This is a genomic window from Micromonospora sp. URMC 106 (assembly GCF_051386395.1).
In the GTDB taxonomy this organism is placed as follows: Bacteria; Actinomycetota; Actinomycetes; order Mycobacteriales; family Micromonosporaceae; genus Micromonospora.
In genome coordinates this window covers 1-24,453 of sequence record NZ_JBPQTP010000010.1, presented here as the reverse complement: position 1 = coordinate 24,453, position 24,453 = coordinate 1, and the positions used below count along the sequence as shown (strand labels likewise).

Below are 24,453 nucleotides of genomic sequence, written 5' to 3'. Positions count from 1 at the left end.
GGCGGGCTTGAAGAGCCAATATCCGAGGAGTGGCCATGACGAGTCAGGTTCGGGGTGTCCAATTGGCGCGGCTCCTCGGGCAGTGGCACGCGCTCCCGGGCCGCCGCCGCAGTCCCGACTACGCCGCCCTGGCCGGCGCCGTCCGCGGCCTGCTCGCCGACGGCCGGCTGCCGCTGGGCGTACGCCTGCCGGCCGAGCGGGAACTCGCCGAGGCCCTGAAGATCAGCCGGACGACGGTCACCGCCGCGTACCGCGAGCTGCGGGAGAGCGGCCACCTGGCCAGCCGGCGCGGCGCCGGTAGCTGGACCATGCTCCCGGGCACCCACCGGGTGGCGAGCACGGGCCTGTGGACCCCGCTGGACGACCGGGACATGATCGATCTCGGGGTGGCCGCGCTCGCCGCCCCGCCGGAGCTGCTGCCGGCCGCCCGGGCCGCGGCCGAGGATCTGCCGCGCTACCTGGGCGGCGCCGGCTACCACCCGACCGGCGTCATCGAGCTGCGCGAGGCGGTGGCCCGCGCGTACACCGAGCGTGGCCTGCCGACCTCGCCCGACCAGATCATGGTCACCAACGGCACCCAGCACGCCCTGGACCTGGTGCTCCGCCTGGCCCTCGCGCCCGGCGGCAACGTGCTGGTGGAGTCGCCCAGCTACCCGAACGCGCTGGCCGCGCTGGCCGCCCGGCGGGCCCGGATCACCACCCACGGTCTGGCGGTCGAGGAGCCCGGGTGGGACGCCGACCTGCTGCTCGGCAGCCTCCGGCAGGCCCGCCCCAAGCTGGCGTACCTGATCCCGGACTTCCAGAACCCGACCGGCCACCTGATGCCGGCCCCGCTGCGCGAACGGGTGGTCGCCACCGCGCACGCCGTCGGCACCGACCTGGTCGTCGACGAGTCCTTCGTCGACCTGCCCCTGGACGGGACGGTGCTGCCCCCGCCGACCGCCAGCTTCGACCGGCACTCCCGGGTGATCACCATCGGCGGGATGAGCAAGCCGTTCTGGGGCGGCCTGCGGATCGGCTGGGTGCGTGCCTCGGCCCCGCAGGTGCAGCGGCTGGCCGCCGCCCGGGTCGGGGTCGACATGGCCAGCCCGGTGCTGGACCAGTTGGTCGCGGTCCACCTGCTCGCCGACGCCCCGGCCATCGTCGCCGCGCGCCGGGCGCAGCTCACCGCCCAGCGCGACGCGCTGCTGGCCGAGCTCGCGCGGCGCCTGCCCGAGTGGCGGGTCACCGTGCCGCACGGCGGCGTGACGCTGTGGGCCGAGCTCGACGGGCCGATCTCCAGCGCGCTCGCCCGGGCCACCGAGGAGGTCGGCGTACGGCTGGCGCCCGGCCCCCGGTTCGGCCTGGACGGCACGCTGGAGCGCTTCCTGCGGCTGCCGTTCACCCTGCCCGTCGCGGACCTGGTGGAGGCGGTCGGCCGGATCGCCGCCGTCCGGTACGACCTGGACCGCGGCGGCCGGCCGCAGTGGCGGGAACCGGCCGTCATCGCCTGACCCCGGGACGGGCCCGCCCGGGACGCCGGGCGCCGTCGTCGGCTGCCAGACTGTGCGCCGTGGCAATCGGCGGTACGACGCGGCGCGCGCCGCGCATTCGGGTCATGACGGAGGGGTCCACCGTGACCCCGCTCGAGCTCTTCTTCGATCTGGTCTTCGTCTACGCGCTCACCCAGGTGACCGCCCTGATGGCCGACGACCTCACCGGGCGTGGCATGCTGCGGGGCCTGCTGCTGCTGGCCCTGCTCTGGTGGTGCTGGTGCTGCTACGCGTGGCTCGGCAACACCGCACGGGCCGACGAGGGCGTCGTCCGGGTCGCCCTGTTCGCGGTCATGGCCGCCATGTTCGTGGTGGCGGTGACCATCCCGGAAGCCTTCGACGACCTGCCCGGCGGGCTCTCCGGACCGGTGGTCTTCGCCGCCTGCTACCTCGTCGTCCGGGTGCTGCACCTGGTCATCTACTGGCACGCCGCGCGCGGCGACGAGGGGTTGCGCCGACAGTTGCTGCGGGCGGCGCTGCCCATGCTGGGCGGGGCGGTGCTGCTCTTCTCCGCCGCGTTGCTGCCGCAGCAGCTCAGCGACGACCCGGCCCGGATCTCCGGCATCCGTACGGCGCTGTGGGTGCTCGCGCTGGCCGTGGACTACGGCGGCATCATGCTGATCGGCGCGGACGGCTGGCGGATCTTCTCGGCGGCGCACTGGACCGAGCGGCACGGCCTGATCGTCATCGTGGCGCTGGGAGAGTCGCTGATCGCCATCGGCGTCGGCGTCACGCACCTGCCGATCTCCTGGCCGATCATCGTCGCGTCCGCGCTTGCCCTCACCGTGACCGCCGCGCTGTGGTGGGCGTACTTCGACGTGGTCGCCATCGCGGCGGAGCAGGTGCTGCACCGGGCCGAGGGCGCGGCCCGCGCCGCGCTGGCCCGGGACTCGTACACCTACTTGCACCTGCCGATGGTGCTCGGCATCATCCTGCTCGCACTCGGCTTCAAGAAGGTGCTGTCGTACGTCGGCGACGGCGCCGAGCACGACCTCACCGACCCGCTGCACGGCCTGGGCCTCTACGCCCTCTACGGCGGGGTGGCGCTCTACCTGCTCGCGCACCTCGGCTTCCGGCTGCGCAGCATGGGTTCGGTCAACTGGCCGCGGGCGGCGGCCGTGCTGCTCCTGGTCGGCCTCGTGCCGCTGGCCGACCGCCTGCCGGCGCTGGCCGCACTCGCGATGCTCGCCGCCGTCTGCGTCGGCATGGTGGTGGCCGAGACGCTGCTCTTCGGCGAGGCGCGGCGCGCCCTGCGGGAGGCGGCGCTGACCTCGCACGGCGCCGGGGCCGAACCCGGCCACTGACCGGCCCTGGGCGCGGGGCCCGGCCGCCGACCCCGGCCGGCCACCCGACCTGGCCGGTCACCGACGCGGCGCGGTCACCGCGGTGCCGGCCCGGCACCTCGGTGACCGGGCCGGACGGGCTCCGCCGATCCGGTCCCCGGGCGCCGCGTCGGCTGAAACACTGCCCTGGTGGAGAGCACGGGCGGCGTCCGGTGGCCGCGCGGGATCCGGCCGAGCGCGCCGGGTTCCCGCACCACCCGGCTCGAACTCTTCTACGACCTCGTCTTCGTCTTCGCCTTCCTCAACGTCACCACGGCGACCGCCGGCAACCCGACCGTCCGCGGGCTGGTCCAGTGCCTGGTGGTGCTCGCCCTGCTCTGGTGGTGTTGGAGCGGCTTCGCGGCCCTGGGCAACGTGGTCCGCACCGACCAGGGGGTCGCGCCGCTGGTCGGCTTCGCCGCCTCGGCCGCCGTCTTCGTGCTCGCGCTGACCCTGCCGAAGGCCTTCGTCGACCGGCCCGGCGGGCTGTCCGGCCCGGTGGTCTTCGCCATCTGCTACTTCCTGGTCCGCGCGTCGGAGGTGACGATCTTCCTGTGGTTGGCCCGCGCCGACCGGGAGGTGCGCCGGCGGACGCTGCCGTTCGTGCTCCCGGTGCCGGTGGCGACGGCGCTTCTCCTCACCGCCGCGCTCCTGCCGCAGCGGCTCCTCGACGGCACGGCCGAGCAGCTGTTCCGGCTGGCGTTGTGGCTCGTCGCCCTCGGCGTCGAGTACGGCGCCGGCGCGACCCTGCACGGCGCCGGGTGGACGGTGCTCTCGGCGGGACACTGGGCGGAACGGCACGCCCTGATCATCATGGTGGCGCTCGGCGAGTCGATCATCGCGCTCGGCCTCGGGCCCGGTACCACCGCCGGGCTCCCGCTGACCTGGCCGGTGATCATCGCGGCGGTCCTCGGCGTGGCGGTGGTCGCGGCGCTGTGGTGGGCGTACTTCGACACCCTCGCCCTCGCCATGGAGCAGGCGCTGCACCGCACCCGGGAGCCCCGTGCCCGCGCCGCGTTGGCCCGGGACGCCTACACGTTCCTGCACCTGCCGCTGATCGCGGGCGTGATCCTCTTCGCCCTGGGGCTCAAGGGGCTGATCTACGAGGGGGCCGACCCGACGACCCCGAGCTGGGGGGTGCCGCTGCCCGGGTTCGACCTGCTGGCCCTCTACGGCGGGGTCGCGCTCTACCTGGTCACGTTGATCCTGCTCGGGCGGCGGGTGCTGGGCGCGCCCCGGTGGCCGTCGGCCGCCGGGGTGGCGCTCCTCGTCGCGCTGGTCCCGATCGCCGGTCGACTGCCGGAGCTGGTGGCGCTGGCCGTGCTGGCGGTGGCCATCGTGGCGGCGGTCGCGGCGCAGACGGCCGTCGACACCCCGCGCCGGCGGCACGTACGCCAGGTGGCACTGGAGGAGCAGGTCGCCTCCGAGGCCGAGCAGACGAGGTGGCGGGGACAGCACCTGTGACGGCCGGTGGCCCGTGCCCGACCGGGCACGGGCCACCGGCGCGCCGTGCTCAGAGTTCGGCGAGCGTGCCGGCGTACATCTTCTCGATCTCGGCGGCGAAGTTGCTCTCCACGCCGCGGCGCTTGATCTTCAGCGACGGGGTGATCTCGCCGTCCTCGATGGTCAGGTCGCGCGGCAGGATCGCGACCTTCTTGATCGTCTCCCAGCGGTTGAGCTTGGCGTTGAGCTCCGCCACGTACTCCTCGACCATGGCCTGCGCCTCCGGCGAGGCGACGATGTCGGCGTAGTCGCGGCCCTCCAGCGGGGTGCCGGCGGCCCAACCCCTGATCGCGTCCGGGTCCAGCGTGACCAGCATGGTGCAGTAGTTGCGGGCCTGGCCGATCACCACGGCCTGCGACGTGTACGGGCAGGTCGCCTTGAACATCCCCTCGATGTGCGAGGGCGCGATGTACTTACCGCCCGAGGTCTTGACCAGGTCCTTCTTCCGGTCGGTGATCTTCAGGTAGCCGTCGGCGTCCAGGGTGCCGATGTCACCGGTGCGGAAGAAGCCGTCCTCGGTGAACGCGGCCGCGGTCTCCTCGGGCAGGTTGTGGTAACCGCGCATCACCGGCCGGCCGCGGACCAGGATCTCGCCGTCGGTGTCGATCCGGCACTCCAGGTCGCCCATCGCCTTGCCGACGGTGCCGATCCGCAGCCCGTCCGGTGGGTTGACGAAGTTGCCGGCGCTGGTCTCGGTGAGGCCGTAGCCCTCGGAGATCGGCAGGTTCGCGGCGGCGAAGAAGGTGGCGATCTCCGGACTGAGCGGGGCGGCGCCGGAGACGAGCACCCGGATCCGGCCGCCGAGACGGGCCTGCAGCTTGCTGAAGACCAGCTTCTCGGCCACCGCGTACTTGAGCCGCAGCCCCGCCGGGACCGGCTTGCCGGCCTGCTCCAGGGCGACCTTCTCCTTGCCGACCCGCACGCCCCAGGCGAAGATCTTCGCCTTCGCGCCGCCGCCGGCCTGCGCGGTGGTCACCGCCTTGTTGTAGACCTTCTCGAACACCCGGGGGGCGCCGCACATCAGCGTCGGCCTGATCACCGCGAGCAGCTCGACCAGCTTGTCCACCCGACCGTCGACGTACGTCGGCAGGCCCACGTGGATCGCCCCGCAGAGCAGCGTCTTGCCGAACGAGTGGGACAGCGGGAGCCAGAGGTACTGCAGGTCGTCGTCGCGGAGGAGCCCGAGCTCGGCCTGCGCCACGCCCTCCCAGCACCAGCCGCCGTGCAGCAGCTCCACGCCCTTCGGCCGCCCGGTGGTGCCCGAGGTGTAGATCAGGGTGGCCAGGTGGTCGGGGCCGATCCCGGCGACCAGCATCTCGATCAGGTCGGGCTCGGCGGCCAGTGCCCGCGCGCCCCGCTCCTCCAGCTCGGCGAGGGTGAGCTGCGGGACGGCGGCGGACGGGTCGGCGGCGCCGTCGAAGAGCACCACGTGGGTCAGGGCCGGCAGGTCCGCCCCGGCGAGCTTGGCGGCCTGGGTCGGGTTCTCGGCGAAGACCACGCGGGAGCCCGAGTCGGCGATGATGTAGGTCGCGTCCTCCGGCTCGGTGGTGGGGTAGACGGTGGTGGTCGCCCCGCCGGCACACATGATGCCGAGGTCGGCGAGCACCCATTCGAGCCGCGTGTTGGCGAGGATCGCCACCGGATGCTCCTGGCCGACCCCGAGCCCGTGCAGCCCGGCGGCGATCGCCTTGGCGCGACGGGCCACCTGGTCCCAGGTCAGCCAGACCGGCCCGGAGTCGTCGGGGGCCGGGTGGGCGAAGGCGTCGCGGTCGGGGGAGGCCGCCACGCGCTTGAGGAACATGTCAGGGATGGAGCGGTACGGTACATCGAGAGCCATCGCTGTAGCCGCCTTCGGGGGTGGAGGCGTGACGGTCGTCACGTCGGTGTTCGTTACCGAAGAGTATTGCCTGCGCCGGGGCGTCGGCCAGCCCCCGGCGATCACGGCTGGGCCACGTCCCGTGACGTGGAACGCCGTCAGGCGTACCGGGCGGCCCGCAGCGACCAGTCGTAGGTGGCCCGGATCCAGTTGCGCCGCGCGGTCACCGCCGGCCGCAGGCTGTCGTCGCCGGTCGCCAGCAGCGCCGTCTCCGTCGCCAGGTACGCCGCCAGGGCGTCGTTGAAGCGGTCGGCCGCGGCCCGCAGGGCCGACGACTCGTCGCCGCCGGTGCTGCCGGCCGCGATGACGGCGACCAGGTTGTGCCCGTCCGGCTGGGCGGCGGCCTCCTTGCCGTACGAGAAGACGTCGTTGCACCAGCAGACCAGGTCGGCGGCGAGCAGGTCGAGCGTGACCAGCGCGGGCGCGGCGCGGTCGGCCGCCCCCGGCTGCCCCCCGGAGGCCAGTTCGGTGAGGGTGAAGCTGGGGCGCACCGCGCCGGTGTGCCGGCGCATCTGGACGTACTCGGCCAGCTCCGGCACCCGGCCGTGCTCCCGGTTCGCGGCCTCCCAGAGCAGCGCCAGCAGGTACTCCCGCACCTCGCTGACGAAGCGCAGCAGCGCTGCGGGCGTCCCGGCGGCGCGGACCCGCCGGCACAGGTCGGCCAGCGCCTCGCCGAGCGGCCCCGCGGCGGCGGGCCCCCCGGCCGGTTCGCCGTGCCGGTCCAGGACGTCCAGCAGGGCCGCGACCGTCGGCGCCAGCCGGGTGGGGGCGTCGCCGAGGCCGTCCTCGTCGCACGCGTCGTCCACCACGAACAGCCAGGAGACGAGGTCGGTGAGCAGGCGTAGCCGGTCGACCGGCCCCTCGGGGCAGGCCCGCCCCGCCAGCCCGGCGGCGTCGGCCCGGCGCAGCCGGCGCAGTCGGTGCCCGTTAGTGATCAGGCCGTGCCCGAGTGCCCAGTCGGTGCTCTCCTGCGCCACCTGATCGGTGGCGTCGTGCCGGCGCGCGGGGAAAGGGGGTTCCCGCAGCGCCGAGACCGCAAAGGTCCGCATGGTTTCCCCTGTCACCCGTCCCGGGCGGGACGGCGCGGGACAGCGTACGGGAGCGGGGATCGGCGGCGATCGTTGGGGGAGTGCCCGTTCAGATCTGTCTGTGACCGTTTCCGTGCAGTCCGTCACATGCCCAGGTGGGCGTTGCGGAGCCGATCGGCCAACGCCGCCGGCCCGTCGATCTGCACCCGGGCCACCCGCTGGCGGCCGGAGAGGAACAGGACCAGCTCGCCGGGCGCGCCGACCACCCGCACCGGCTCGCCGCCCCGGCCGACGGAGAGCTCGCCGTAGCCCGGCGCCTGCACGAAGACGTCGGCCGGGAACCGGCGCAGCGCCAGCCGGGCCAGCCCGGCGGCACGCCGCCACAGCGCCGCCTGGAGCCGGGCCGCCAGGTCGCGCGGGAGCCAGCCCGGGCGGGCGCGGCGCACGTCCTCGTGGTGGATGAAGAACTCCATCGTGTTGGTCAGCTCGTCGGTCACCGGGTTGCTGACCGGGCTCCACACCGGTGGCCGGCGCACCTGCTCGACGAGGCGGGGCCAGGGGCGCGCCGCGATGCGCCGACGCACCCGCTCGGCGTAGCCGCGCAGGGGCGGCAGCAGGATGCCGCCGGCGGCGTCGGGGCGGCGTTCCCGCAGCACCAGGTGGGCGGCGAGGTCGCGGGTCGTCCACCCCTCGTTGACCGTCGGCGCGTCCGGTCCCAGCGAGAGCATCAGGTCGGCGAGCGCCTCGCGCTCCGATCGGGCGTACCGCGGCATGTCACCGATCGTAGGCGCGGAGGCACCCGTCGGCGCGCCCGACGCGGGCGGGCCGCGTCCGTGACGGCGGACATACCGGCCCGGGGCGGCGGAGCTGGCCCCGACCGGTAAGGATGAGGGAGATAATTGCGGCTTACGGCGGGGGAGAGTGTGACGAGCAAGGCAGGTCGGGACGTGCTCTGGCGGGGGTTGGCCGTCCTCGGGAGGGCGATCCGGGAACAACCGCGGATCTTCGCGGTCGCGGTGACCGGCAGCGTGCTCTTCGGCGCCATGACGGTGGCCAGCGCCTTCGTGGTGGGCGCGGTGGTCGGTGACGTGGTGGTCCCGGCGATCGAACGGGGCTCGGTCGGGGTCGGTGCGCTCGCCCTGGCCGCCGCCGCGCTGTTCGGCATCAGCGTGCTGCGGGTGGCCGGCATCTTCGGCCGCCGGCTGGGCGCGGGTTACATGCAGTACCGCCTCCAGGCCGCCTACCGGCGCCGGGTCACCCGGCGTTACCTGGAGCTGCCGCTGGCCTGGCACCACCGCAACGCCACCGGCACGCTGCTGTCGAACGCCAACTCCGACGTCGAGGCGGCCTGGCACCCGATCGCGCCGCTGCCGTTCGCGGTCGGCACGCTGGTGATGCTGGTCGGCGCGGTGGCCTCGCTCTTCGTCACCGACTGGGCGCTGGCCCTCGTCGGCCTGGCCGTCTTCCCGGCGCTCTTCGCGCTCAACGTCGCCTACTCCCGCCGGATGGCCCCCCGCCAGGCCCGGGCCCAGCGGCTGCGCGCCGAGGTCAGCGGCATCGCCCACGAGAGCTTCGACGGCGCCCTGGTGGTCAAGACGATGGGCCGCGAGGCCCAGGAGACCGACCGGTTCGCCGCCCGGGCCGGCGAGCTGCGCGACGCGCTGGTGTCGGTCGGCCGGCTGCGCGGCGTCTTCGACCCGGTGCTGGAGACGCTGCCCAGCCTCGGCACCCTCGCCGTGCTGGTGGTGGGCACCTTCCGGCTGCGGCAGGGCGCGATCAGCGTCGCCGAGCTGATCAGCGTCGCCTTCCTCTTCACCGTGCTGGCCTTCCCCGTCCGGGCCATCGGCTGGGTGCTGGCCGAGCTGCCGCGCAGCGTCGCCGGCTGGGACCGGGTCCGCCGGGTGCTCGACGCCACCGGCGAGATGGCGTACGGCGACACGACGCTCGACCCCGACGACCCCCGCCCGGCCACCCTCACCTTCGCCGGCGTCCGGTTCGGCTACGAGCCCGCCGAGGCGCACCTGCCCGGCACCGAGGTGCTCGGCGAGGTCTCCTTCACCGTGCCCGCCGGCAAGACCGTCGCCCTGGTCGGGCCGACCGGCGCCGGCAAGTCCACGATCGCCGCGCTGGCCGTGCGGCTGGTGGACCCCCGCGCCGGCACGGTGTGCCTGGACGGGGTCGACGTCCGCCGGCTCACCGCCGCGTCGCTGGCCGGCACCGCCGCGCTCGTCGCCCAGGTGCCGTTCGTCTTCGACGACACGGTGCGGGCCAACATCACCCTGGACCGGCCGGGCATCGGCGACGACGACGTCTGGGCCGCGCTGCGGCTGGCCGAGGCGGACGGCTTCGTCGCCGCCCTGCCCGACGGTCTCGACACGAGGGTCGGCGAACGGGGCACCTCGCTCTCCGGCGGCCAGCGGCAGCGGCTCACCCTGGCCCGCGCGCTCGCCGGCCGGCCCCGCCTGCTGGTCCTCGACGACGCGACCAGCGCCGTCGACCCGCGGGTGGAGGCCGCCATCCTGGCCGGGCTGCGCTCCTCCGCCGGCGAGCCCGGCGCGCCCGCCGCGTCGATCCTGGTGGTCGCCTACCGGCAGGCCACCATCGCGTTGGCGGACGAGGTGGTCTACCTGGAGCAGGGTCGGGTGGTCGCCCGCGGCACGCACGCCGAGCTGCTCGCCACCGTGCCCGGCTACGCCGACCTGGTCACGGCCTACGAGCAGGCCGAGGTCGACCCCGCCGGGGACGAGACGTACGACGAGGTCGCCCCGCTGAGCTCGGGCCTGGAAATCGAGGTGGACCGGTGAGCGTGAGGAGTGCAGCGGAGCGGAGCCCCGCAGTCGCGAACGAGAGGCGGGCCCGGTGAGCGCGAGGAGTGCAGCGGAGCGGAGCCCCGCAGTCGCGAACGAGAGGCGGGCCCGGTGAGCGCGACCACGACCACGAGCAAGGCGGCGTCGGCCGAGACGGCCGAGGAGACCGAGACGACCTGGCAGACGCTGCGGCGGGGGCTGGCGCTCTCCCCGGAGCTGCGGGTCGGCCTCGCCGGCACGCTGGGCCTGGCCCTGGTCTACATGGTCGGCCGGGCGGCCGTGCCGGTGGCCGTGCAGCAGGGCATCGACAACGGCATCGTCGGCGGCCTCGACCTGACCGTGGTCTGGACGGTGGTCGCCGCCACCGCCGCGGTGCTGGTGGTGACCACCGTCTGCGGTTACCTGATGATGCGCCGGCTCTTCACGGTCAGCGAGACCGCGCTGGCCAACGTGCGGGTGCGGGCGTTCCGGCACGTGCACGACCTGTCCATGCTCCACCAGCAGTCCGAGCGGCGCGGTTCGCTGGTGTCCCGGGTGACCAGCGACGTCGACCAGATCACCCAGTTCCTCCAGTGGGGCGGCGTGATCCTGGTGATCAACCTCGGCCAGCTGGTGGTCACCACGCTGGTCATGCTGGCGTACTCCTGGCAACTGACCCTCGTCGTCTACGCCGCCTTCCTGCCCGCCGTGCTGGTGATCCGGCTGTTGCAGCGCCGCCTCGCCGGTGCGTACGGGGTGGTCCGGCAGCGCACCGGGGCGCTGCTCGGCGCGATCGGGGAGAGCGTGGTCGGCGCGCCGGTGATCCGGGCGTACGGGATCGCCGGGCGGACCGCCCGCCGGCTCGACGAGGCGATCGACGGACAGCGGCGGGCCCAGCAGCGGGCGATCAGGATCAGCATCATGGGCAGCTCGGTCGGCGAGCTGGCCGCCGGGTTGGCCCTGGCCGGCGTGGTGGTGCTGGGGGTGGTCCTCGGCGCCGACCGCACCCTGAGCGTCGGCGAGGTGACCGCCTTCCTCTTCCTGGTCACGCTCTTCATCCAGCCGGTGCAGATCGCCACCGAGGTGCTCAACGAGGCGCAGAACGCCATCGCCGGCTGGCGCCGGGTGCTGGACGTGCTGGACGTCGCGCCGGACGTCGCCGACCCGGGCGAGCAGGGGCGCGAGCTGCCGGCCGGCCCGCTGGACATCCGCTTCGCCGGGGTGGGCTTCGCCTACCCGGGCGGCCCGCCCGTGCTGCACGACATCGACGTGGAGATCCCGGCGAAGAGCCGGGTGGCGGTGGTCGGCGAGACCGGCAGCGGCAAGACCACGTTCGCCAAGCTGCTCACCCGGCTGATGGACCCGACGGCCGGCCAGGTGCTGCTCTCCGGGGTGCCGCTGGAGCAGGTGCGGTTCGCCTCGTTGCGCTCCCGGGTGGTGATGGTGCCGCAGGACGGCTTCCTCTTCGACGCCACGGTGGCGGAGAACGTCCGCTTCGCCCGTCCCGAGCTGACCGACGAGCAGCTCGCCGCGGCCTTTACCGAGCTGGGACTGGCGGACTGGCTGGACGGGCTGCCGTCGGGCCTGCACACCCCGGTGGGGGAGCGGGGCGAGGCGCTGAGCGTGGGGGAGCGGCAGCTGGTCGCGCTGGCCCGCGCGTACGTGGCCGACCCGGACCTGCTGGTGCTGGACGAGGCGACCAGCGCGGTCGACCCGGCCACCGAGGTGCGGCTGCAACGCACCCTGGACGCGGTGACCCGGGGGCGCACCACCCTCGCCATCGCGCACCGGCTCTCCACCGCGCAGTCCGCCGACGAGGTGATCGTGGTGGACCGGGGCCGGATCGTGCAGCGCGGCCCGCACGACGAGCTGGTCCGCGACCCGGAGTCCATCTACGGCCTGCTCTACGCCTCCTGGCTGGAGCAGACCCGCTGAACGGACCCGGCCGGGCCCGGCCGGCGCGCCGTGAGGCGCCCGCCGCGGCCCGGCCGGGGGCGTCGGCCGGTCAGCGGGAGTAGAACTCCACCACGAGCTGCTCGTCGCAGAGCACCGGGACCTCGTGTCGGGCGGGCTCGCGCAGCAGCGTGGCGCGCAGCTCGGGCAGCTCCACCGACAGGTACGGCCGGGCCGGGCCCTCGGCCGCGTTGGCGCCGGCCGCGGCGAGCTGGAACGGCGCCGACGCGCGGCTGCGCTCGCGCACGGCCACCACCTGTCCCGGCCGCAGCCGGTACGACGGGCGGTCGACCTTGCGCCCGTCGACGGTGAAGTGGCCGTGCGCGACCAGTTGCCGGGCCTGGTAGATGCTGCGGGCCAGCCCGGCCCGGTGCACCACCGCGTCGAGCCGCCGCTCCAGGAGGGCGACCAGGCTCTCGCCGGTCTTGCCCGCGCCCCGGGCGGCCTCGTCGAACGCGCGGCGCAGCTGGGTCTCGCTGACGTTGTACTGGTGGCGCAGGCGCTGCTTCTCCAGCAGCCGCACCTGGTAGTCCGAGGTCTTGCGGCGCTGCCGCCCGTGCACGCCGGGTGGGAAGGGGCGCCGTTCGAGGTACCGCACGCACTTGCGGGTGAGCGGGATGCCGAGGGCGCGGGAGAGCCGGGCCTTGGGCCTGGGGTGGTTCACGCTGGACGTCTCCGATCCGGTGCTCTAGTCTCCGAGTTAGGTAAGCCTAACCTATTAAGGAGGTCGTGCCATGCGGCCCAGCCCGGCGGAGATCGTCCGTACCCTCGTCGCCGGCCGGTTGCCCGGCCTGGCCCACGTCGCGCACCGGCCCGGCCCGCACCAGGTGCGGCACGTGACCGACCCGGACGGGCGGGTGCTGCTGCTGGTGCCGGTGGTCAGCGACCTCGCCGCCGCCCTGCGGCCCGCCGACGGCGAGTCCGACGTCGCGCTGGTGCTGGACGTGCTCGACCTGCCACCCGCCGCCGGCGCCCCGAGCCTCGGCCGGGCCTGGGTCTCCGGCTGGGCGACCCGCCTGGACGGCGCGGAGGAGCGTCGCGCCGCGCTGGACTTCGCGGCGGTGGAGCCGACCGGCGACCTGCTCGACGTCGGCACCCGGTTCCGGCTGCACCGCTTCGAGGTGGTCGAGGCCCGCTGGGAGCGCGGCGACGCCGTCCGCCGGATCGACCCCACGGCGTACGCCGAGGCCGAGCCGGATCCCCTGCACCCGGTCGAGGCGGGGCTGCTGGCCGACCTCGCCGAGCACCACGCCACCGAGGTGGCCGGCTACCTGCGCCGGCAGCTCGGCCTGCCCGAGACCGGCCCCGACAGCGCGCCCCGGGTGGTCCGGATCGACCGGTACGGCCTGCTGGTCGCCCACGGCCGGCCCGGCGCGCGCCGCCGCGCCCGCCTGGCCTTCCCGCGCCCGCTGGCCGGCCGGGAGGAGCTGGCCCGTCTCCTGCACCCGCTGCTCTGCCGCCACGCCGCCGCCCGGCACGCCGACCACGCCTGACCCGGCGGGCCCTCGGGAGGGCGCGGGTCAGCCCGGGAAGACGTCGGCGAGGTCGCCGGTCAGGTAGCGCTGCACCGTCGGGCCGACCGCCGCGACGAGCGTCTCCGGGGCGGCCGAGGCGACCGGCTCCAGCCGGACCACGTGCCGCATCATGGCCAGCCCGATCATCTGGCTGGCCACCAGCGAGCCCCGCAGCGGCAGCTCGGCCGGGTCGACGTCGAGCTGGTCGAGGACCCTGCGGAGCACCTGGCTGACCAGGAACTCCCGCAGCAGCCGGGCGGTCCACTCGTTGCTCAACGCGGAGCGCAGCAGCGCCACTCCGGCCGTGCCGGCCGGGGAGTCCCAGACGCCGAGGAAGGTGCGCACCAGCCGCTCCCCGATGCCCTCCCGGTCGCCGGCGAGCACCTTGGGCAGCAGCTCGCCCGGGTCGACCGGCGCCTGCATCGCGGCCAGGAAGAGCTGGTCCTTGCTGCCGAAGTAGTGGTGTACCAGGGCCGGGTCCACCTGCGCGGCGGCGGCGATGGCGCGGATCGAGGCCGCGTCGAACCCGCGCTCGGCGAAGGCGGCGCGGGCCGCGCCGAGGATCGCCTGCCGGGTGTCCGGGTTGCCGGGTCGCCGTCCGGTCCGCCGTGCCATCGCCGCCCTTCGCTCCGTCGTCTCCGGCGCCGTCAGCCGCTGCGCCGCCGCAGGGTGGCCGCCGCGAGCACCAGCGCCAGGACCGCCGCGCCGGCGACCACCGCCACGTCCCGCCACATGGTGCCGGTCGGCTCGGCGTTGGCGCCCACCTCCTGCAGCGCCTCGACGGCGTACGACAGGGGGAGCGCGTCGCTGACCGCCTGCAACCAGCCGGCCATCTCGCCCCGGGGCACGAACAGCCCGCAGAGCAGGAACTGGGGCACCACCACGACCGGCATGAACTGTACGGCCTGGAACTCGGTGCGGGCGAAGGCGCTGCACAGGAGCCCGAGCGCGACCGCGAGCACCGCGTTCAGCGCGGCGATCATGATCACCAGACCGCTGCTGCCGGCCGTGTCCAGGTCGAAGACCCCGTACGCCACGGCGGCCGCGATGACGGCCTGGACGACCGCCGCCAGCCCGAACGCGATGCCGTAGCCGAAGAGCAGGTCGAGCTTGCCGAGCGGGGTGGTGAGCAGCCGCTCCAGCGTCCCGGTGGTGCGCTCGCGCAGCATCGCGATGCTGGTCACCAGGAACATGATCACGAAGGGGAAGAAGCCGAGCATCACCAGGGCGACCCGGTCGAACACCGAGGGCTGCCCCGGCGGGGCGGGCTGGTCGACGTACATGAAGTAGACCAGGGCGAGCAGCGCCGACGGCACCGCCACCAGCAGTGCCACGGTGCGTCGGTCGTGCCGCAGCTGCCGCAGGATGCGGCCGGTGGTGGCGGCGAGGATCCGGGGGTTCACGACGCCTCCCGTCCGGCGGTGTCCGCCTCGCTCGCCCTGATCAGCCGCAGGAACGCCTCGTCCAGGTCGTCGACGCCGGCGGCGGCGCGGACCGCGTCGGGGGTGTCGTCGGCGATCAGCCGCCCCTCGCGGATCAGCAGCAGCCGGTCGCAGCGGGCCGCCTCGTCCATCACGTGGCTGGAGACCAGCAGGGTGGTGCCGGCGGCGGCCATGGCGTGGAACCGGGCCCAGAGGTCGGCCCGCAGGACCGGGTCCTGGCCGACGGTCGGCTCGTCGAGGACGACCAGTTCCGGCTCGCCGACCAGCGCGCAGGCCAGCGAGGCGCGGCTGCGCTGCCCGCCGGAGAGGGTGCCGACCAGCTGGCCGGCCGCCCCGGCGAGCCCGACGTCGGCGACCGCCCGGTCGGCGTCGGCCCGGCCCCGGCCGTGCAGGGCGGCGAAGTAGCGCGCGTTCTCCCGCACCGTCAGGTCGGCGTAGACGCTGGGCGCCTGGGTGAGGTAGCCGACCCGGCGGCGCAGCTCCGGCGCCCCGGCGGGCCGCCCCAGCACGGTGACGGAGCCGGCGCCGACGACCTGCACCCCGACGACCGCGCGCATCAGGGTGGTCTTGCCGCTGCCGCTGGGCCCGAGCAACCCGGTGACCTCGCCGCGCGGCACGGTCGCGGTGACGCCGTGCAGCACCCGCCGCCCGCCCCGGTCGACGACCAGGTCCCGGACGGCGATCGCCTCCTCCATGGCCCACCTCCCCGCGAAACTCAACACTCGATGAACTCAACGCTAGATGAGATGTTCCCCGGCGCGCAACGGTTGACTTCGCGTGTACTCGAACTGGGAGTCTGGACGGCGTGGACATCAGCACGCTGGAGACGACCCTCACCGTCGGCGAGGCGGCCGAGCGGGTCGGCCTGACCACCTACACGCTGCGGTGGTACGAGCAGGAAGGGCTGGTCGCCCCGGTCGGGCGCGACTCGGCCGGGCGCCGCCGCTACACCGAGCGGGACGTCGACTGGCTGTTCCTGCTCACCCGGCTGCGCCGCACCGGCATGCCGGTCCGGGACATGCGCCGCTACGCCGAACTCGCTCGGCAGGGCGACGGCACCCTGGCGGCCAGACGGGCGCTCTTCGAGGCGCACCGCGCCCGCGTGCTGAACCGGATGGCCGAGTTGGAGGAGGATCTGAAGGTGCTGGACTACAAGATCGACCACTACCGCCGCGCGGAGCGATGCTCATGATCCGCCGGCGACTGGGCGCGACCGGGCCAGAGGTCTCGGCGATCGGGCTGGGCTGCATGGGGATGAGCTTCGCCTACGGCGCGGCCGACGACGCCGAGTCGACCCGGACCCTGCACCGGGCGCTCGACATCGGCGTGAACCACCTGGACACCGCCGACATGTACGGCTGGGGCCGCAACGAGGAACTGCTCTCGCCGGTGGTGACGGCGCGCCGCGACGAGGTCTTCCTGGCCACCAAGTTCGGCAACCGGACGCACGGCGACGGCACCGGCGGCACCGCCGGCCCCGGCGCGTACGTGGACAGCAGCCCCGCCTGGGCGCGCGAGGCGTGCGACGCCTCCCTGCGCCGGCTCGGGGTGGACGTCATCGACCTGTGGTACCTGCACCGGCGTGACCCCGGCACCCCGATCGAGGACACCGTCGGCGCGATGGCCGAGCAGGTCGCCGCCGGCAAGGTGCGCCACATCGGCCTGTCCGAGGTGAGTCCGGCGACCCTGCGCGCGGCGCACGCGGTACACCCCGTGACCGCGGTGCAGATGGAGTACTCGCTGTTCAGCCGGGACGTCGAGGCCGAGATGCTGGCCACCTGCCGGGAGCTGGGGGTGGCGCTGGTCGCGTACTCGCCGGTGGGGCGGGGGCTGCTGACCGGGACGATCACGAGCCGGGAGCAGCTCGCCGCCGGCGACTGGCGCGCCGCGGCGCCGCGCTTCGCCGAGGCCAACCTCGACGCCAACCTGAAGCTGGTCGGCGAGGTGCGCGCGGTGGCCGACGAGATCGGCTGCACGCCGGCCCAGGCCGCCCTGGCCTGGCTGCTCGCCCAGGGTGACGACGTCTTCCCGATCCCCGGCACCCGGCGAGCGCACCGGCTGGAGGAGAACGCGGCGGCGGCCGACATCCGGCTCACCGCCGAGCAGCGGTCCCGGCTGGGCGGGGCGGTGCCGCCGGGCGCCGTGGCGGGCGAACGGTACCCCGAGGCGTCGATGAGGTTCGTCGGGCATTAGCCTTCGGACCGGACACCAGGTCCGCCAACGGGCATTGCGCGCCGATCGGGCGTACGGCACGATGGCGCCGTGGGTCACGCTCCGTCACCGGACGAGGGGTTCCTCCGCGCATGGACCGCCCGGCTGCGGGCCGGCGCCGAGCAGCCCGTGGTCGGCATCATGCTGCGCGGCAGCCACGCCCGGCGCGCCGCCACCCCACACAGCGACGTCGACGTCGACGTGCTGCTCGGCGGCGCCCCGTACGCCGCCCGCCACGCCTACCTGACGGAGCACGCGGGGCGGCTGACCCACGTCTCGGTGGCCGCCCGCGACGTGCGCTCCTGGCTGACCCGGCTCGGCGAGCCGGCGGACTGGGCGTTCGGGCTGCCGGTGACCGCGCCGGCCCGGCTGCTCTGGGCGGACCCGCACTGGCGGGTCCGCATCGACCTGCCGGTGCTGTGCCAGCCGGCCGGCGAGCCGCAGTTGGAGGAGCTGATCGCCACCCTCGGCAAGGTGGCCGGCGCGCGGGACGCCGACGACCACCTCGGCGTCCGGCTGGCCGCCGCCGACCTGGCCCGGCTCTGCCCGTCCGTGCTGCGGCCGGCCAACCCGACGGTGCGGGTGGTGTCCCGCCGGGCGGCCTTCGCCGCCGCCCTCGACCTGCCGGTGGCGCCGCCGAACTACCGGGAGGACATGCTGCTCTGCCTCGGGCTGCGCCCCGGCTCCGTCGGGCAGGTCTACGCGGCGGCGGCCCGCCTGGTCGCCGGCGCCCTGCCCCTGATCCGCCCGTACGCCGCCGAGATCGCCGCGACCGCCGGCGCGGAGCTGGCCGACGCCCTGGTCGACGGCCGGCTGGACCGCCACGTCGACCAGTTGACCCGGCCCGCCGGCGCGCCGCCGCGCCCCCGGCGGGAGCCGTCGCCGGTGCCCGCCCCGCGTGCGGGACAATGGGTCACTGTGCCCGTACCTGACGCGCCGGTGACCGGCGCCCACCCCAGCCCGCAGGAGCCCGCGGCCGGCCCGGCCCGTGCGTCCCGGCTCGACCCGGCCATCGCCGCCCGGCTGCGCCGCACCCCCGACGGCCTGGTGGCCGCGGTGGTCCGCCAGCACGACTCCGGCGAGGTGCTGATGGTCGCCTGGATGGACGACGAGGCGCTGCACCGCACCCTGACCACCGGGCGGGCCACCTACTGGTCGCGCAGCCGCCGCGAGTACTGGGTCAAGGGCGCCACCTCCGGGCACCACCAGTACGTCCGCTCCGTCGCCCTGGACTGCGACGGCGACGCGCTGCTGGTCGACGTCGACCAGGTCGGCGCGGCGTGCCACACCGGGCACCGCACCTGCTTCTTCACCGAACTGCCGGTCAGCGGGGAAGGGGCGCAGGCCCGGTGAGCGCGCAGCGCGCGGCGGCGCCGGGCGCCGCGACCGGATCCCGGTCCGACGGCGCGGTCAGCCCGGACGTCGCCACCTTCACCGAGCTGGCCGCCCGCTGGCGGGTCGTCCCGGTGACCCGGCGGCTGCTCGCCGACGCGGAGACGCCGGTCGGCGTCTACCGCAAGCTCGCCGGCGGACCGGGGACCTTCCTGCTCGAGTCCGCCGAGCAGGGGGTCGGCTCGGCCGGGCTGGCCTGGTCGCGGTACTCGTTCATCGGCGTGCGCAGCAGCGCCACGCTGACCGAGCGGGACGGCGCCGCGGTGTGGACGGGGCAGCCGCCGGCCGGCCTGCCCACCTCCGGCGACCCGGTCCGGGTGCTGCGCGAGACCGTCGACGCCCTCGCCGGCCCGGCCTGGGACGCGGCCAGCGGGATGCCGCCGCTGACCGGGGGCATGGTCGGCTACCTCGGCTACGAGCTGATCCGCCGGTTCGAGCGGCTGCCCGAGCTGACCGAGGACGACCTGGGCCTGCCCGAGCTGGGCATGATGCTCGCCGCCGACCTGGTGGTGCTGGACCACTACGACGGCTCGGCGATCCTGGTCGCCAACGCGATCCTGCCGCCGCTGGGCGAGCCCGACCGCGAGGCCCGGGTCGCGGCCGCGTACCACCACGCGGTCGGTCGGCTCGACGCGATGACCACCGCGCTGTCCCGGCCCATCCCGCCGATGGTCTCCACGGTCGACCGACCGCCGGCCGGCGAGGTGCGCAGCCGCACCCCCGAGGGCGGCTACCCGAAGGCCGTGGAGGCGGCCAAGGAGGCGATCCGGGCCGGCGAGTGCTTCCAGATCGTGCTCGCCCAGCGGTTCGAGCGGGACACGCACGCCGACCCGCTGGACGTCTACCGGGTGCTGCGCACGACGAATCCCAGCCCGTACATGTACCTGCTGCGCTTCGACGGTTTCGACATCGTCGGCTCCTCGCCGGAGGCGCACCTGAAGGTGACCACCGACGCCGACGGGCGGCGGCGCGCGTTGCTGCACCCGATCGCCGGCACCCGGCCGCGCGGCGGCACCCCGGAGGCCGACGCCCGGCTCGCCGCGGAGCTGCTCACCGACCCGAAGGAGCGGGCCGAGCACGTGATGCTGGTCGACCTGGGCCGCAACGACCTGGGCCGGGTGTGCCGCCCGGGCACGGTGGAGGTGCCGGAGTTCGCCACCATCGAGCGCTACAGCCACGTCATGCACATCGTCTCGACCGTGGTCGGCACCCTGCGCGAGGACCGCACGGCCTTCGACGCGCTCGCCGCGACCTTTCCGGCCGGCACGCTCTCCGGCGCCCCGAAGGTGCGCGCCATGGAGCTCATCGAGGAGCTGGAGCCGGTCCGCCGCGGCCTCTACGGCGGCACCGTGGGCTACTTCGGCTTCGGCGGCGACCTGGACATGGCGATCGCCATCCGGACCGCGCTGATGCGCGACGGGCGGGCCTACGTGCAGGCCGGAGCGGGGGTGGTGGCCGACTCCGACCCGGCCGCCGAGGACCAGGAGACCCGGAACAAGGCCGCCGCCGTGCTCGCGGCCATCGCCGCCGCCGAGACCCTGCGGCCCGCCCGATGACGGCCGCGGCGCCGCGCGGCGGCGAGCCGGCGACGGCCGCGGCGGCCGAGGCCGAGGAGCGCGCCCGGACGGTCGCGGGCCGGCGCGAGCTGACGTACGCGGTGCTGCTCTGCGTGGCCGGCGCGGGCCTGGCGCTGTGGGCGTCGACGCGCACCTGGGCGGTCGAGCTGACCGCCCGGCCCACCCCGCTGCCGCCGCTGCGCGACACGCGCACGGGCACCGACCTGCTGCCCTGGCTGCCGGCGCTGGCCCTGGTCGGGCTGGCCGGCGGCGGCGCGGTGCTCGCCACCCGGGGGCGGGCGCGGCGACTGCTGGGCGGGCTGCTCGCCGCGCTCGGCGCGGCGGTGGCGGCCGGTGGCGGCTACGGCCTGGTCGCCGCGTTCGACGGTGAGCTCAGCCGGCAGTGGCCGGCGCTGTGCCTGGTGGGCGGGGTGCTCGCCGTGGCGGGCGGGCTGCTGACGGCGCTGCGGGGCCGGCGCTGGCCGGCGATGGGCGCCCGCTACGAACGGCCGGCCCGGGGTGCCGGCGCGCCGGTCGCCCGGGACGCGGACGGCCGGGTCACCGGCCGGCGCACCACCGAGGCGTGGGACGCGCTGGACCGCGGCGAGGACCCGACGGTCAGCTGACGGGCTGGCGGGCCCGGGCGGCGGCGCGGGCCGCCGCCAGCTCCGCCACCAGGCGGTCGAGCTCGGCCCGCTGCTCGGCCCGGGCCCGGTCGGCGCAGACGGCCTCCCAGGCGTTGCCGCGCGCGGTCCGCATCCGCGCCTCGCCGACGACCGCGCGCTCGAGGGTGTGCACCACGCCGACGGCGAGCGACGCGACGGTACGCGAGAGGGTCGTCAGTCCGATGGTCTGGTGGGGCTCGACAGTGCTCATGATCGCCTCGCACGGAGATCGTCGGTGTCGGTGGGGTCGGGCGCGACATCGAGTCTGCCCGAGGACGATGCTGGCTGGCTCACGTTTCGCCGTGGTGACCGACACGTCAACTCTGCCTCCGGGGCCGCCACCAGGGAAAGGGCCGTTCGTCCTTGAGCTAGGTCACAGGGAGCGGCCGGGTTTCCCGCCACCGCGCGGAGCCGGGCGGCGACGGATAGGATCAGATCGATGCGTGAGGGGGGTGGGGGTGGCGCGTTCGGGTGACGAGCGTCGATGGGGTCGGTCGCCCTGCGTGACACCCCGTTCACCGGAAGTCGGCCATTATGCCGCAGCCCATCTCGTGAGGCACGCCATACCCCCGGCACCCGTCGCCAGGTGGCGCCCCCTAGCATCGGCCCATGACACCCGGAGAGGGGAGTCCGTTGGTGACTGCTGAGCATGCGCACGCGGAGGGGGACGAGGCCGGTCCGGCGGCGTCCGTAGGCGTGCTCGACGAGATCCTGGCCGGCGTGCGCGAGGACGTCGCGCGGCGACAGGAGCAGGTTCCGCTGGAGCGGATCCGCGAACTGGCCGCCGCCGCGCCGCCGCCGCTGGACGCGTACGCGGCCCTGCGCAAGCCGGGCGTCGCGGTGATCGCCGAGGTGAAGCGCTCCTCGCCGTCCAAGGGCCGGCTGGCCGAGATCGCCGACCCGGCCGACCTGGCCGGCGACTACGCCGCCGGCGGCGCGCGGGCGATCAGCGTGCTCACCGAGGGGCGGTGGTTCGGCGGCTCGCTCGACGACCTGGCCGCCGTCCGCGCCGCCGTGAACATCCCGGTGCTGCGCAAGGACTTCGTCGTCTCCAGCTACCAGGTGCACGAGGCCCGCGCGCACGGCGCCGACCTGGTGCTGCTGATCGTCGCCGCCCTGGAGCAGAACGCGCTCGTCGGCCTGCTGGAGCGGATCGAGTCCCTCGGCATGACCGCGCTGGTCGAGGTGCACGACGAGGAGGAGGCCGACCGGGCCCTGGAGGCCGGGGCCCAGGTGATCGGGGTCAACGCCCGCAACCTGCGTACCCTTGAGGTCGACCGCTCGGTGTTCGAGCGGATCGCGCCCGGCCTGCCCAGCAGCGTCGTCAAGATCGCCGAGTCGGGGGTGCGCGGCCCGCACGACCTCATCCGGTACGCCTCGGCGGGCGCCGACGCGGTCCTGGTCGGCGAGGGCCTGGTCACCCAGAAGAGCCCCCGCGAGGCGGTAGCCGAGCTGGTCAACGCCGGCAACCACCCGGCCACGCCCCGCCCGGTGCGCTGATCCGCGCCGGTTCGCCAGCACCGAGAGGACGATCCGATGAGTGAGCGCAGCGAGCGAACCATCAGGCTCAGCGCGGTGGTGCCTGATGGGGGCACGGAGCGAGACGGAGTGCCGGCATGAGCGCCGACGCGCTGGCCGCCCCGGCCGGTCCGCAGCCCGACTCCGCGGGTCACTTCGGCCGCTTCGGCGGTCGGTTCGTACCGGAGGCACTGGTCGCGGCGCTGGACGAGCTGGACGCCGCGCACCGCGCGGCGATGGCGGACGAGTCGTTCCGGGCCGAGTTCGCCAACCTGCTGCGCGACTACGCCGGCACCCCGTCGCTGCTCTACGCGGCCCAGCGGTTCTCCGCCAAGGTCGGCGCGCGCGTGCTGCTCAAGCGGGAGGACCTCAACCACACGGGGGCGCACAAGGTGCGCAACGTGCTCGGCCAGGCCCTGCTGACCCGGCGGATGGGCAAGCGGCGGGTGATCGCGGAGACCGGCGCCGGCCAGCACGGCGTCGCGACCGCCACCGCCGCCGCGCTCTTCGACCTCGACTGCGTGGTCTACATGGGCCAGGTCGACACCGAGCGGCAGGCGCTCAACGTGGCCCGGATGCGGATGCTCGGCGCCACCGTCGTGCCGGTCACCACCGGGTCGCGCACCCTCAAGGACGCGATGAACGAGGCGATGCGGGACTGGGTCGCCAACGTCGACGACACGCACTACCTCATCGGCACCGCCGCCGGCCCGCACCCGTTCCCGGCGATGGTCCGCGACTTCGTCCGGGGCATCGGCGACGAGGCGCGCCAGCAGTGCCTCGACCGCACGGGCGCGCTGCCGGACGCGGTGACCGCCTGCGTCGGCGGCGGCTCCAACGCGCTGGGCATCTTCCACGCGTTCGTCGGCGACGCCGACGTGCGGCTGTACGGCTTCGAGGCCGGCGGCGACGGGGTGGAGACGGGCCGGCACGCGGCCAGCATCACCGGCGGCTCCGCCGGCGTGCTGCACGGCACCCGCACCTACGTCCTGCAGGACTCCGACGGGCAGACCTGCGAGTCGCACTCGATCTCCGCCGGGCTGGACTACCCCGGCGTCGGGCCGGAGCACGCCTGGCTGCACGACACCGGGCGGGCCACCTACCTGCCCGTCACCGACGACGAGGCGATGGCCGCGTTCGAGCTGCTCTGCCGCACCGAGGGCATCATCCCGGCGATCGAGAGCGCGCACGCGCTCGCCGGCACCATCAAGATCGCCCCGAAGCTCGCCGCCGAGCTGGGCCGGGAGCCCACCATCGTGGTCAACCTCTCCGGCCGGGGCGACAAGGACGTGCACACCGCCGGCGACTACTTCGGCATCCTCGACAGGGAGCAGTGAGAACGTGAGCCGGATCGGGGTGGCGTTCGACAAGGCGCGGGCCGACGGACGGGCGGTGCTGGTCGGCTGCATGCCGGCCGGGTTCCCGACCGTCGAGGGCAGCATCGCCGCGATGACCGCGATGGTCGAGGCCGGCGTGGACGTGATCGAGGTGGAGATCCCGTACTCCGACCCGGTGATGGACGGCCCGGTGATCCAGCGGGCCAGCGACATCGCCCTCGCCGGCGGCGTACGCACCGCCGACACGTTGCGCATCATCGAGGCGGTCGCCGCCACGGGGGCGCCCGTGGTCACCATGACCTACTGGAACCCGGTGGAGCGCTACGGGGTGGACGCCTTCGCCCGGGACCTCGCCTCGGCCGGGGGCACCGGCCTGATCACGCCGGACCTGATCCCCGAGGAGGCCGGCGAGTGGCTCGCCGCCTCCGACGCGTACGGGCTGGACCGCACCTTCCTGGTCTCGCCGTCCTCCACCGACGCGCGGCTGGCGATGACCACGGCCCACTGCCGGGGCTTCGTCTACGCCACCGCGATCATGGGCGTCACCGGCGCCCGGGCGCGGACCTCCGACGCGGCGCCGATCCTGGTCGACCGGGTGCGGGAGGTCACCGACCTGCCGGTCGGCGTCGGGCTGGGCGTCGGCACGGGCGCGCAGGCCGGCACGGTCGCCGGGTACGCCGACGGCGTCATCGTCGGCAGCGCGCTGATCCGGTGCCTGCTCGACGCGCCGGACGAGGCGTCCGGGCTGGCCGCCCTGCGCGCGCTCAGCACCGAACTCGCCGAAGGCGTCCGCACCCCCACCCGCTGACCCAACGCCC

The 24,453-nt window shown here is 75.1% G+C and carries 22 protein-coding genes and 1 pseudogene; 15 read left to right on the top strand and 8 right to left on the bottom strand.

What is annotated here, in order from left to right; all coding sequences use genetic code 11:
- Positions 1-35: 35 nt before the first annotated feature.
- From ACSNOB_RS05245 to ACSNOB_RS05235, 3 genes are all read left to right on the top strand, one after another.
- Entirely contained in the window at positions 36-1,493 is a 1,458-nt protein-coding gene (locus ACSNOB_RS05245) for a PLP-dependent aminotransferase family protein (RefSeq protein ID WP_393103557.1), read from the top strand.
- Positions 1,494-1,615: 122 nt separating this feature from the next.
- The gene (locus tag ACSNOB_RS05240; protein WP_436685435.1) at positions 1,616-2,836 is read left to right on the top strand and encodes a low temperature requirement protein A; all 1,221 of its coding nucleotides are present in this window, start codon (positions 1,616-1,618) and stop codon (positions 2,834-2,836) included.
- 168 nt (positions 2,837-3,004) lie between these two features.
- Positions 3,005-4,318: a low temperature requirement protein A gene (locus tag ACSNOB_RS05235; RefSeq protein ID WP_436685433.1), complete on the top strand. Its 1,314-nt coding sequence runs from the start codon at positions 3,005-3,007 to the stop codon at positions 4,316-4,318.
- A gap of 49 nt (positions 4,319-4,367) precedes the next feature.
- Here the strand turns inward: ACSNOB_RS05235 and ACSNOB_RS05230 are convergent, their stop codons facing one another.
- The 3 genes from ACSNOB_RS05230 to ACSNOB_RS05220 form a co-directional block, all read right to left on the bottom strand.
- Positions 4,368-6,194, bottom strand: coding sequence for an AMP-dependent synthetase/ligase (locus ACSNOB_RS05230; RefSeq protein WP_436685432.1), 1,827 nt, complete (start codon positions 6,192-6,194; stop codon positions 4,368-4,370).
- A gap of 137 nt (positions 6,195-6,331) precedes the next feature.
- Positions 6,332-7,282: a terpene synthase family protein gene (locus tag ACSNOB_RS05225; protein WP_436685431.1), complete on the bottom strand. Its 951-nt coding sequence runs from the start codon at positions 7,280-7,282 to the stop codon at positions 6,332-6,334.
- Positions 7,283-7,404: 122 nt separating this feature from the next.
- Positions 7,405-8,034 (bottom strand): TIGR03085 family metal-binding protein, encoded by a 630-nt coding sequence (locus ACSNOB_RS05220; RefSeq protein WP_436685430.1) that lies wholly within the window; start codon positions 8,032-8,034, stop codon positions 7,405-7,407.
- A 174-nt stretch (positions 8,035-8,208) separates the two neighbouring features.
- Here ACSNOB_RS05220 and ACSNOB_RS05215 point away from each other — a divergent pair, with 174 nt between their 5' ends.
- Together ACSNOB_RS05215 and ACSNOB_RS05210 are read left to right on the top strand one after the other, a co-directional pair.
- The gene (locus ACSNOB_RS05215) at positions 8,209-10,065 is read left to right on the top strand and encodes an ABC transporter ATP-binding protein (RefSeq protein WP_436685532.1); all 1,857 of its coding nucleotides are present in this window, start codon (positions 8,209-8,211) and stop codon (positions 10,063-10,065) included.
- A 114-nt stretch (positions 10,066-10,179) separates the two neighbouring features.
- Entirely contained in the window at positions 10,180-11,982 is a 1,803-nt protein-coding gene (locus tag ACSNOB_RS05210; protein ID WP_436685428.1) for an ABC transporter ATP-binding protein, read from the top strand.
- 70 nt (positions 11,983-12,052) lie between these two features.
- Here ACSNOB_RS05210 and rpsD read toward each other — a convergent pair whose 3' ends face one another.
- Entirely contained in the window at positions 12,053-12,664 is a 612-nt protein-coding gene (gene rpsD, locus ACSNOB_RS05205) for a 30S ribosomal protein S4 (protein WP_436685426.1), read from the bottom strand.
- A gap of 70 nt (positions 12,665-12,734) precedes the next feature.
- Between rpsD and ACSNOB_RS05200 the strand changes: the two genes are divergently transcribed.
- The gene (locus tag ACSNOB_RS05200) at positions 12,735-13,493 is read left to right on the top strand and encodes a DUF2470 domain-containing protein (RefSeq protein WP_436685425.1); all 759 of its coding nucleotides are present in this window, start codon (positions 12,735-12,737) and stop codon (positions 13,491-13,493) included.
- Positions 13,494-13,520: 27 nt separating this feature from the next.
- Here ACSNOB_RS05200 and ACSNOB_RS05195 read toward each other — a convergent pair whose 3' ends face one another.
- From ACSNOB_RS05195 to ACSNOB_RS05185, 3 genes are read right to left on the bottom strand one after another with little or no spacing between them, the layout of a single operon-like run.
- The gene (locus tag ACSNOB_RS05195) at positions 13,521-14,129 is read right to left on the bottom strand and encodes a TetR family transcriptional regulator (protein WP_436685423.1); all 609 of its coding nucleotides are present in this window, start codon (positions 14,127-14,129) and stop codon (positions 13,521-13,523) included.
- Positions 14,130-14,161: 32 nt separating this feature from the next.
- Positions 14,162-14,917: an ABC transporter permease gene (locus tag ACSNOB_RS05190; RefSeq protein WP_393103575.1), complete on the bottom strand. Its 756-nt coding sequence runs from the start codon at positions 14,915-14,917 to the stop codon at positions 14,162-14,164.
- Complete coding sequence (locus ACSNOB_RS05185; protein ID WP_436685421.1) at positions 14,914-15,651, bottom strand: ABC transporter ATP-binding protein; 738 nt, start codon at positions 15,649-15,651, stop codon at positions 14,914-14,916. Before ACSNOB_RS05185 ends, ACSNOB_RS05190 begins: the two co-directional genes overlap by 4 nt.
- Before the next feature lie 110 nt (positions 15,652-15,761).
- Here ACSNOB_RS05185 and ACSNOB_RS05180 point away from each other — a divergent pair, with 110 nt between their 5' ends.
- The 6 genes and pseudogenes from ACSNOB_RS05180 (at position 15,762) to ACSNOB_RS05155 (ending at position 20,741) form a co-directional block, all read left to right on the top strand.
- Positions 15,762-16,148: a MerR family transcriptional regulator gene (locus ACSNOB_RS05180; protein ID WP_393103579.1), complete on the top strand. Its 387-nt coding sequence runs from the start codon at positions 15,762-15,764 to the stop codon at positions 16,146-16,148.
- Positions 16,145-17,149, top strand: a complete 1,005-nt coding sequence (locus ACSNOB_RS05175) for an aldo/keto reductase (protein WP_436685420.1) — start codon at positions 16,145-16,147, stop codon at positions 17,147-17,149. Before ACSNOB_RS05180 ends, ACSNOB_RS05175 begins: the two co-directional genes overlap by 4 nt.
- A gap of 159 nt (positions 17,150-17,308) precedes the next feature.
- Positions 17,309-17,905: pseudogene (locus tag ACSNOB_RS05170) on the top strand (phosphoribosyl-AMP cyclohydrolase); the annotation flags it as partial.
- 180 nt (positions 17,906-18,085) lie between these two features.
- Entirely contained in the window at positions 18,086-18,520 is a 435-nt protein-coding gene (hisI, locus tag ACSNOB_RS05165; RefSeq protein ID WP_436685530.1) for a phosphoribosyl-AMP cyclohydrolase, read from the top strand.
- The gene (locus tag ACSNOB_RS05160) at positions 18,517-20,115 is read left to right on the top strand and encodes an anthranilate synthase component I (protein ID WP_436685418.1); all 1,599 of its coding nucleotides are present in this window, start codon (positions 18,517-18,519) and stop codon (positions 20,113-20,115) included. Before hisI ends, ACSNOB_RS05160 begins: the two co-directional genes overlap by 4 nt.
- Complete coding sequence (locus ACSNOB_RS05155; RefSeq protein WP_436685417.1) at positions 20,112-20,741, top strand: Trp biosynthesis-associated membrane protein; 630 nt, start codon at positions 20,112-20,114, stop codon at positions 20,739-20,741. The genes ACSNOB_RS05160 and ACSNOB_RS05155 overlap by 4 nt, the downstream gene beginning before the upstream one ends.
- Here ACSNOB_RS05155 and ACSNOB_RS05150 read toward each other — a convergent pair.
- Positions 20,734-20,991 (bottom strand): hypothetical protein, encoded by a 258-nt coding sequence (locus ACSNOB_RS05150; protein ID WP_393103587.1) that lies wholly within the window; start codon positions 20,989-20,991, stop codon positions 20,734-20,736. The two genes, ACSNOB_RS05155 and ACSNOB_RS05150, sit on opposite strands and share 8 nt — an antisense overlap.
- Before the next feature lie 485 nt (positions 20,992-21,476).
- Here ACSNOB_RS05150 and trpC point away from each other — a divergent pair, with 485 nt between their 5' ends.
- The 3 genes from trpC to trpA all read left to right on the top strand — a co-directional run bounded on the left by trpC (position 21,477) and on the right by trpA (position 24,443).
- Positions 21,477-22,280 carry an indole-3-glycerol phosphate synthase TrpC gene (gene trpC / locus ACSNOB_RS05145; protein WP_350681602.1) on the top strand — a complete coding sequence of 268 codons (804 nt, stop codon included), beginning with the start codon at positions 21,477-21,479 and terminating at the stop codon, positions 22,278-22,280.
- 116 nt (positions 22,281-22,396) lie between these two features.
- Entirely contained in the window at positions 22,397-23,635 is a 1,239-nt protein-coding gene (gene trpB, locus ACSNOB_RS05140; RefSeq protein WP_436685415.1) for a tryptophan synthase subunit beta, read from the top strand.
- Between the two features lie 4 nt (positions 23,636-23,639).
- Positions 23,640-24,443 carry a tryptophan synthase subunit alpha gene (trpA, locus tag ACSNOB_RS05135; protein WP_436685414.1) on the top strand — a complete coding sequence of 268 codons (804 nt, stop codon included), beginning with the start codon at positions 23,640-23,642 and terminating at the stop codon, positions 24,441-24,443.
- Positions 24,444-24,453 lie beyond the last annotated feature (10 nt).